At 50.3% G+C, this 10,063-nt stretch carries 7 protein-coding genes; 4 read left to right on the forward strand and 3 right to left on the reverse strand.

The genetic code is table 11. The features are described 5' to 3' along the window. On the forward strand, positions 1-405 hold a 405-nt coding region (locus ACR0MI_RS23405; RefSeq protein ID WP_480855723.1), incomplete at its 5' end, for a tyrosine-type recombinase/integrase. Positions 406-687: 282 nt separating this feature from the next. Continuing rightward, positions 688-1,722, forward strand: a complete 1,035-nt coding sequence (locus ACR0MI_RS23410) for a tyrosine-type recombinase/integrase (protein WP_480855725.1) — start codon at positions 688-690, stop codon at positions 1,720-1,722. Positions 1,723-1,875: 153 nt separating this feature from the next. On the opposite strand, the gene ACR0MI_RS23415 is transcribed toward ACR0MI_RS23410, so the two are convergent. Further along, complete coding sequence (locus ACR0MI_RS23415) at positions 1,876-4,920, reverse strand: efflux RND transporter permease subunit (protein ID WP_170817437.1); 3,045 nt, start codon at positions 4,918-4,920, stop codon at positions 1,876-1,878. Positions 4,921-4,923: 3 nt separating this feature from the next. Next, entirely contained in the window at positions 4,924-6,183 is a 1,260-nt protein-coding gene (locus ACR0MI_RS23420; protein WP_170817438.1) for an efflux RND transporter periplasmic adaptor subunit, read from the reverse strand. Between the two features lie 398 nt (positions 6,184-6,581). Between ACR0MI_RS23420 and ACR0MI_RS23425 the strand changes: the two genes are divergently transcribed. Next, the gene (locus tag ACR0MI_RS23425; protein ID WP_170817439.1) at positions 6,582-7,847 is read left to right on the forward strand and encodes an MFS transporter; all 1,266 of its coding nucleotides are present in this window, start codon (positions 6,582-6,584) and stop codon (positions 7,845-7,847) included. Between the two features lie 103 nt (positions 7,848-7,950). Then, positions 7,951-9,156, forward strand: coding sequence for a patatin-like phospholipase family protein (locus ACR0MI_RS23430; RefSeq protein ID WP_170817440.1), 1,206 nt, complete (start codon positions 7,951-7,953; stop codon positions 9,154-9,156). 661 nt (positions 9,157-9,817) lie between these two features. On the opposite strand, the gene ACR0MI_RS23435 is transcribed toward ACR0MI_RS23430, so the two are convergent. Continuing rightward, the coding region (locus ACR0MI_RS23435) for a transposase (RefSeq protein ID WP_480855728.1) at positions 9,818-10,063 on the reverse strand (246 nt) is incomplete at its 5' end.

Genomic DNA, 10,063 nt, shown 5'->3' on the forward strand with positions numbered 1-10,063 from the left:
CGCGCCAAGATGCGTCGGCCTCACACAATACCGCTGTCCCGCCAAACCTTCGATCACTTGAAGGAACTGCGCGAACTGACGGGCTGGGGCAAGTTGCTCTTTCCATCGGTACGTTCATCCAAGCGCTGCATGAGCGACAATACTTTGAATGCCGCGCTGCGCCGCATGGGGTATGAGAAGGACGAGATGACGGCGCATGGCTTTCGGGCAATGTTTTCCACATTGGCCAATGAATCCGGCCGCTGGCATCCGGACGCCATTGAGCGAGCCCTCGCCCATGTGGAAAAGAACGAAATCCGCCGGGCATACGCACGCGGCGCTCACTGGGATGAGCGAGTTGATTTGACACAGTGGTGGGCAGATCAGCTTGATAAGATGAAGAAGGACAAACTGGGACATGATTGAATGTGAACAGGCCCCGGTACAACCTGCTGAACACTTGATGCAGGCTTGGATCTATCAGAGCAGTTGGTCTCTCGAAGAAGCCGTCCCACTGGCGCTGGGCATTTCGCCAGATGATGCCGGAGTCGCGAAAGTAATTGTGAGATCCCAGCTGATACCGGGAATAAACCCGACTTTCGCGAGACGGTTTGGTATCCGACAAACGATCGGATCGTGCATGAGTGGCAAATCTATGCTGGGCGCTTCGAGACTTCGACCAAACGCGCCCATCTGCGGAGCATCCGCATGCTGGAGGTTTTCCTAGGAGGCAAAGCCTTCGACAAGGTCACGCCAAAGGACGCCGCAGACTTTCGTGATCATTTGGTCAATCTTGGCCAAACGCTCAAAGAGCATGGCGGTTTGGGTAACTCTACCATCCGGCACCACGCTTCGCAGGTTCGCCAGTTCTTCGAATGGCTACGGCTTCAGGATGGCTACAAGCGTTTGAGTCAAAACATCCCGCTCTATCTGGAGCTTCCAAAGGCGGTACACGCCAAAACCCTGCCGCGTGATGATCGCGACTATCTGACGATCGAGCAGGCGGAAAAGATGTTGGAGAAGATGCCAGATCGCACAATTGCAGAGCGTCGTGATCGTGCCATGGTGGCTTGTGCTTACACCAGTGGGTTACGTGCCGCAGCGCTCACTACCCTGAGACTGAAACATATTGACCTTTGTAAAGGGGAGCTGGTTCAGGACGCCTTAGAAATGCGCGCGAAGAATGGGAAAAGCTTTCGCAGTGTTTTCTTCCCGCGCACTGAAGCCTTCCAAGAGGTCCTTGTAAACTGGCTTTCGGAGTTGGTTGCACTGGGTTTTACCCAAGACGACGCTGTCTTCCCTGAGCTTGCACATCTGAAACAACGCAGTTCAGCGATCAGCCCCGTACCCCCTATGAAATCCTCCTCAGCCGTGAGCTGTGCCTTTGATCTCGCCACCTCCCAGATCGGACGCAAATGCACACCGCACTCTGTTCGTGATACACTCAAGGCGCTTGGGGATGAACTTTGCACCTCTCCCAAAGATCGCAAAGCCTGGTCCCTAAACCTTGGCCATACGAACGAAAAAATCACGGAAATCTACTATGGGAAAATGTCGGACCATCAACGTCGCAGCATTATCGAAGGGCTTTCTACTGGTGGTTTGCTAAACGCCAAGGAAAACGCAATGGTGCTCGACTTTTATGAAAGCCGCTTCGAACGGGGCAGTGACGAGTACAACATGGCCAAACGTCTGGCCGAAAGGCGTGCGGCTGCCCGCGACGGAGATGAGGTGCTGGAGTAGGGGCGATTGCTGCGCTGGCCACGAACGGCAGAGATGCGCGGAAAGCAGGCTTTGGAAAGTCGAGAGAAGGGCTCAAAAGAAGTTGTTTTTCACCAAACGAAGAACATGCTGGGTTGTGGTCAGGCAAGCTTGTGGGAATTTTCAGATCAGTGATTAAGCCGCAGTTTCATCTTCATTTATTCTAAAGAAAACTGAGTACAAAGTTGGCACTACTATCAGTGTAAGAACGGTCGCAAAACTCAGACCGCAGATGATTACCACTGCGAGTGACTCGAAAAACGGATCCCACAGCAAAGGCATTACTCCAAGAACAGTAGTAAGTACGCCCAGCGACACTGGGCGGACGCGTAGAACAGCTGAGTCAACAATAGCCTGAAGTCGAGGTTTTCCACCAGCAATCTGAGTATCGGTTTCGTCAATAAGGACGATAGCGTTTTTGATTAGCATCCCTGTTAGAGACAAAACACCCAGTATTGCCATAAATTCGAGCGGCGTTCTGGTTGCCGCGAGCCCCCAGACGACCCCAATGAGAGCCAGAGGTACTGTCAACCATATGATAAGTGGCTGACGGATTGCGTTAAACAAGAAGAAAACAACGACAATCATCGCTCCGAACCCAAGCGGCATAGTCGAAGCCAAGCCGTCGTTTGCGCTTTGCGAGTCCCCATACTCACCACCCCATTCAAGAGAATACCCACTTGGCAATTTGATTGCCTCTACCAGTGGTCGGACATGAGCGAAAAGATCGCCTGAGAGTACTTCTGGTGCGTTGTCGGCTTGTGCGGTGATTGCAAGCTTACGGTCTATGCGCCTAAGGTTCCCAGCTTCAAAAACAAGTTCAAATCGGTCTACAACTTGAGATATTGGAATGTATCCTCCGGCTACGTCGCTAAAAACTTGGATGTTTTTTAGGTCACTGATCTTGTTTCGGTCTGTTTCGAATGGGCGCATAACTATGTCCAACAAGTTGTCGCCTTCGCGATAAATCCCTATCGGCGCCCCCACTTGATGCCAGTAAACTGCCCTTGATATTTCCGCTTGGGTGAGACCCAGCCTGCGGGTGTTTTCTGTGTCAATAACTGGCCGAATTACCTGTTTTTGCTCGCGCCAGTCGTCTTTTATCGCGATGGCTCCGTTTTTAGCGAATATCAGTTTTGCCTGTTCAGCTAGTTCGCGAAGTATTACGGGATCGGGTCCAGAAAATTCGGCTTCGATTTTCGATCCACCACCAGGGCCCAGTACAAATTTCCAAACTTTTGCATATGAGTCAGCGTAGTTTTGGTCAATCCAAGACTGAATTTCCGGCTGTAGTGCATCAATCTGCCGATAATCCTCTACGTCCACTAAAATTTGACCATAGGCAGGGTTCTGGTCTTCACTATCGTATACCAACATGAAGCGTAAATGCCCGCTGCCCACAGACAGATTTGTAGAGGTGACACCTGGTAGAGTTAAGAGATGCGCTTCAATCTCTCGCATGTCCTGACTGGTTTGTTCAATGTCGGTTCCCTCTGGCAAAAAGTAATCCACTACAAATTGCGCTCTGGTGCTGTTGGGAAAGAAGCCCGGCGGTACTAACGCAAACCCTGCGATTGCAGAGAGAAAGAGCGCAACAACAAGCCCCACCGTAAGGTACCGGAATCGGATCGCATACGCGAGGAGCGAACGATAACCACGGAGAATCGCATTCTCTGCAGGCGGTTTTTCCGAGGTAGGCTTAAGCAGTAGAGTGCAAAAATAGGGCGTGAGCCATATCGCCACCAACCACGAAAAAAGCAACGAGATCGAGATGGTCCAGAAGAGGCTCCCGGCGTATTCTCCAGTGTTGTCCGGTGAAAAGCCAATTGGGGAAAATGCCAAGAGTCCTACAACTGTTCCTCCGAGTAGCGGCCATTTGGTTTGATTTACGACAGAGATAGCAGCGTCGCTGGTGGCTTCACCGCGTTGAACGCGGACCAACGTACCTTCGACAACGACAATAGCGTTATCAACCAGCATGCCGAGCGCAATAATCAGCGCGCCTAGTGAAATCCTTTGCATGTCGAGCCCTAAGAGCTGCATGCCGGTAAGCGTGCCTGCGACTGTGACCAACAGAATACCCCCCATGAGTATTCCGGATCTTAACCCCATAAAAATAAGCAATATGCCTACAACGATGATGAGCGCCAGAACCACGTTCATGACAAAGTCGTTGATAGATTCTTTTACCGAAGCTGACTGATCAGAGATTGGCAAAATCTGGATTCCGATTGGTCTTAGGTTCTCCAACTCGTTTATCCGTTGCTTTACGGCTTCGCCCATGTTCACAACGTTTCCGCCCAGGCTATTGGATATTCCAATTCCAATCGCAGGCCGACCATCTCGAAAAAGTAGGGGGCTTGCGGGTTCAACGTAACCGCGCGACACGGTTGCGATATCTGAAAGTCGAAATGATGCTCCGCTACTTGGCACAGAAACGACTAGGTCTTTGATAGCGTCAATTGAGGCTATTGCCGCCGACGGCCGTATCTCTATGCGACGCGAGTTGGACTTGAGAGAACCCGAGGGCGCTACGAGGTTTTGCCCCTCCAGAACTTGGCCAATTTGCTGTGGTGATATTCCAAGTTCTATTAACCTTGCAGGTGCATATTCTACAAAGATCGCTTCATTCTGTTCACCACTTAAGATCACCTTGGAAACACCGCTGACTGCAACCAACTCCCTCTGGAGCTCCTTCGCGTACTCGTGGAGCTCAGCTATAGAATAGCCATCGCCAACAATCGCAAAATACAATGCATACACGTCGCCGAAGTCATCGTAGACCTGCGATCGGAGTGCGTTCGGCGGAAGATTTGTTTGGGCGTCAAGTATCTTTGCGCGCAATTGAGCAAATCTTGCGTGAAGCGACGGAAAATCAGGCGTCGTGGGGATTGTAAATTCGACTGTCACAGTGCTGAGGCCGGGTGATGAGACTGACTTTACCTCTTTTACCCCTTGGAGCTCTTGTAGAGCATTTTCAATGACCTCGGTGACTTCTTCGGAGACTTCTTCTGCAGTGGCACCCGGATAAGGGGTTATGACCTGAGCTTGTCTGATTATGAACTCAGGATCTTCGAAACGAGGAAGAGTTAAGTATGCAAAATAGCCAGCCACCAAGATGAGAATAGTCACCAACGCCGAAATTAGACGCTTCTCAATTGCAAACCTAGCGAGATCCATTTGCTACTCACCAACTTTTGAAATCGGGCGAATTACCATGTCTTCCTGCAGTTCGCTCAAGCCTGCAGTTACAACCATTTGCCCTTCTTCAAGGCCAGTATTTACGAACACGAAGTCTTCAGATATTTCTCCCAATTCAACTGGTCGACGCTTGACGGTGTTGCTGGATTCATCCAATAGCCAGACATAAGGGGAGCCGTCGGGGCTTGCCGCTAAAGCTGAAAGCGGGACCACAACATGTGTGTCGCTTTGCCCGCCCGCCCTAATAATCACGCGCGCTACCATCCCAGGCAGTACAACTAAGTCCTCAGGCGGGGTTACTGATAGACGACCTCGATAGGTTTGTGTTGCTGCGTCTGCTTGCGTAGTGAACTCGACAAGGTCTGCGTTCAATTCTACGCCCGGCAACGAGTCAAACGTAACCATACTAATAACATTGTCGAAGCCTATTGACGACATTGCGATTATGTCAGCGCCGGGCAAGTCATAACTTACATCCACGGTCGAAAGATCTTGGATCAAGGCGATGGTTTCACCGGCTTGAACATTACGGAAGTTGTCCACGTTGCGCTTGGCAATCGTTCCATCGAACGGCGCTCGAAGCGTAGCATCAGAAAGATCGTTTTTTGCCGATTGAACCTGTGTTTTTAGGCCACGGATCGACGCTTCCGCTGCAATTATCTCTTCGGGCCTCCCACCGACTCGACCAATTGTCAGCTGCTCTTCTCGCGACACCAGTTCGGCCTCTGCCAGACGAAAGGCAGCTTCACGTTGCTGGTATTGGGCAGTAGGGATAACACCCCTCTCCAAAAGCTGAGCTGAGCGGACGTATTCTTCCCGAGCTTGATCTCGTTGGGCTTGAGCTGCCTGAACCGAGGCTTCTAGAGCTGTGATTTCTTCAGGGCGTGCACCTGACCTCAGTACAATTAGATTCGCCTCTGCCTCTTCTAGTTGGCTATTAAGTCTTGCTACCTCGACTTCGAAGTCTCGTGTGTCTAGCTGCGCAACAACGCCTTCCTGCACCACATTGCTAGAGGCCCTAATTGGTAAGTCTATTATTCGTCCACTGACTCGAAAAGAGAGTTCAACTTCCCTCGAAGGGTAGACGATAGCGGGATAAATTCTTTCAAAATCAGATGAGGCTTTAAGAACAGTGAAGACTTTTGCTGGTCTTGCCGTTGCGAGGGTATCTTGTGCTGCGGCCACGATGGGAAAAGCACTAAACACAACAGTCGCCAGTGTCCCTAGGAAGTTCAGATGCATATTTGTTCACCTGCTTATTCGAAGCTGCGCGCCTGTTGGACGCTCGCAAAGGCACAAGGAGCTTCGTCGGAAAATAGATTGTTTGAACCAACTCTGCCCGCACCAACAGTTTTTCACAAATTTGTGCGAACCAAAATGGCTCAGTAAAAATTTCAGGGAAATAGGCAGATTTTATTGTTGTATCACAAAGTGTAAGCTAAAAACCCGACCGAAAACCATATTCGCGAAGGCCTGAAGTTCCACTTTAGTGTTCAGCGGTTTTCGATTTCAGTAGCACTCAGTGTTAATAACTTCGACAAGTGGCATTGATTGTTGGGAAATACCGCGCGTCTACCTGAGTAGAAGCGAGAAGTAGGAAGAACTTACCGAGCCTCGGCGCAACTTGGAGCAAGGGTGCATTGGCAATCAGAAACCAAATTCTCAATCTTCAATCACTCTTCATTGCAATGGCTGCTGTTCAGCTGGCTACTGCTGGATCTGGTACTTTGGTTCCACTCGCGTTTTCTGAAATTGGGGCGTCTCAAGAAGCTGCTTCGTTTGCTGCGTCCGCATACTCTGCAGGATTTTTGGTCGGGTGTTTTGTTGTCGCTCGATCGATTGCTGATATTGGCCACATCCGTGCATTTGCCTCTGGAGCAGCTATCACAATAGCGGTGGCCATACTTTTTTCTGTTTCCACCAGCACACCATTTCTTGTCTTTTTGCGGTTCCTCGCCGGTCTGGCGACCGCAGGGCTTTTTTCGATCGGTGACACGTGGCTCAATGAAACTGCGGAGGAAAAAACTCGTGGAAGAGTTCTGGCAGTCTATGCGATAATAGTCGGCGTTGTCGCCGTGTTCAGTCAGTTCTTAGTTTTTTTAGTGCCCGGGGATGTTCGAGAGGCATTCGTCTACGTCGCTTTGTTTTACTGCATTTCGATTTTGGTAATCTCGACGACTAGGTCAACTCCTCCCAACAATGAGTCCAGAACACCCATTCGCATTCGCGGATTATTCGACGATGCTCCAGCTGCAGCCTTAGGAGTGTTCGCTATGGGGATGGTGTCTACAACTTTGCTGAGCGTGGTCCCCTACAATGCTGCCCAGCTAGGGGTCGCCATAATTGATGTGGCCCTTATGGTCGCCCTAGTTTACCTCGGGCGTGTCCTTTTTCAGTTTCCGCTTGGATGGCTATCCGACAAGATGGACCGTCGGATAGTAATCTTGATTGCTACGGTCACCGCAACAGTAGTTCTTCTTCTTATGGCGATTCTGGTCGACGTGGACTACGACCATAGCGTCAACTCATTCGACTACAACTCAATCGGTTTCGTAGTGCTTTCCATCATACTGGTGTTGCTGGGTGGTAGCTTGCTCACCCTTTATTCTTTGCTTGTGGCGCACGCGTTGGACCGAACGGTTCCGGTCTTTGTGTCTTCGGCGGCGGTAACCATGCTATTGGTTTGGACTTTAGGTTCTATAACCGGTCCCCTGATAGCGAATGCCGCTACCACCTACTTCGGTGACATCGCGCTCTATTGGGTGAATTTTGCAGTTATGCTCTGTTTTGCTTTGTATTTGGGGCAAAGGGTATGGTCAGTTGAACCTGTGTCTCGTGCTGAGCAGACGTCCCACACTGACGTCCTACCAACCAGTACAGAAATGGTCCCTTCCAAAAAACGTTGACGCAATGATAAATTCGTTTTCATTTAGTATGCTATGCTTAAGCGCGGCCCAAAAGACTGCAACGCTCAATGCGCTTTGAGGGCAAGGACGACGAACAAGAGTATTGGTCCAAAAAAGTTTACTGGCCCGTTTTTTGTTTAATTCAATGGAGCTGGGAGTGGAGAAGATGGGGCGCATGCATTGGAGTAAGCTGTGTGTTTTCCTACTGCTGCTTTTCCAACTAGGATGCTCAACTATTTCGAGAAACCCGGTAGACGAGACAGATCTAAAGAACCCGCAGGTCCCAGGCATCGAAGGCGCTCGTTATTGGGCTGATGTCGCTCCTGTCAACATCAGTGAACTTCTTGAAGAGGTTCATCGTCAAAGACGCACTTCGAGGCTTTATTCAGATTACACACTAACACTATCAGGCGGTGGCGAGGATGGAGCCTTCGCTGCGGGCATTCTGTCCGCATGGAGCGACGCCGGCACACGCCCAGAATTTTTGGTCGTTACAGGGGTTTCTACAGGCGCGTTGGCCGCACCATTCGCCTTTCTGGGTTCCGACTATGATGATAAGCTCAAAGAGCTGTACGGTGGGCTACCACCGTCGCGGATATTCAGAGGCAGATTTATAACTGGCATCCTAAGTGGTTCCTCAGTCAAAAACTCTGACCCATTAAAACAACTTATCGAAACTTACATAACCGACAATTTTTTATCGCAGATTGCCAAAGAGCATCGTCGCGGACGGCGGTTGTTAGTTCAGACGGTGAGTTTGGATGCACAAAGGCCAGTGCTTTGGGATATGGGCGCCATCGCGAACAGTAATTCACCAAATGCAAAAAAGACATTTGGTGATGTCTTGCTCGCATCAGCGGCAATTCCGGGTGTTTTTCCTCCGGTTTTAATCGACGTCGATACTAAGGATGGTGTTCGGGATGAACTTCACGTTGATGGTGGCGTCTATTCTCAAACTGCCTACGTGCCTGGATGGGACATCCCAAGGAAATATGCTCGCGGTGGAAAGCTGTATGCGATCCGAAACGGCAAAGTTGAGCCAGAACTTAGAGTTATTGAACCGGGGGTCCTCCAAGTATCTGCACGCTCGCTTTCTACACTTATTAAAGCACAAGGCGTAGATGATCTCACGATTGCGTACAAACTAAGCCTTCAGAGAGGCGCTGAATACCAAGCCGCTTGGATCGGGACGGACTTCGACTATCCTCTAGCTGAACCGTTCGATCCAGAGTATATGCGAGCGCTGTTTGATTACGGTTATCAGCGTTTTAAGTCAGGGACACTTTGGAGCGATCGTCCGCCACGTTAAACCACAGAGGCTTCATGTCGCTAACGGGAACCTTGCTTAAGTCGACTTGCCAGTTGAATCACAACCATTAAAGTATTTGACTATGTCGATGAGTGAAACTGAGCGCAATCGGTTGCGTCTTTGGCGCCGCTGGCAAGTTACGTTTGATCATTTCAAGTATCCTCCCCCTATGCAGAGGGTGCATCAAGCACTTGTTATTCACCCTCAACCTTGGACAACGCGCGGATTAGCCAAATACACAAACCTGCCTCAGACAAGCGTGAGACGACAACTGAACCTCCTAGCTAACCCGAACGTGCAACGTGTGGACGATGGGTTTCAAATCACAGAATTAGGTTTGGTTTTGAACTGGACTGTGCATCGCGAATTGGCAAAGTTCGTTCGAGGGGGTCACCGTTTCAGCCAAGAACTACTTTCCGCACACAAGCAGTCAACTGGTGTGAATGGTGCGGGCGGGGCCGACTACGAATGGCTCGCTACGCATGTCTGGTGGCCTGTAATAGAGGCGCCGGAAATTCTAGACGCGTAGGTTGTTGGTTAGCTTGATCTGGCAATGCCTTAAACCTTGAACGAGTGGGTTGTCAGTTGTTTGTAGACTTAATCGCTTATGTGGTTGCAAAGACTGCATGAAACGAACTCACAATAACTCTAGGGTCAGGACTCATAGCCAATAGAAGACGGTAGCCGCCAGTGCGATGGCTGAGAGGAAGACCCTTGGGCACCTGTCGTATCGGGTTGCCACTCGCCGCCAATCTTTCAGCCTTCCGAACATGATCTCGATCCGATTGCGACATTTGTAGCGACGCTTGTCGTACTTCACCGCTTTCTTCCGCTGCTTCCGGCCTGGGATGCACGCACGTATCCCTTTGTCTTTCAACGCTTCCCGGAACCAATCAGCGTCATATCC

This window comes from Ruegeria sp. D4 (genome assembly GCF_056534475.1).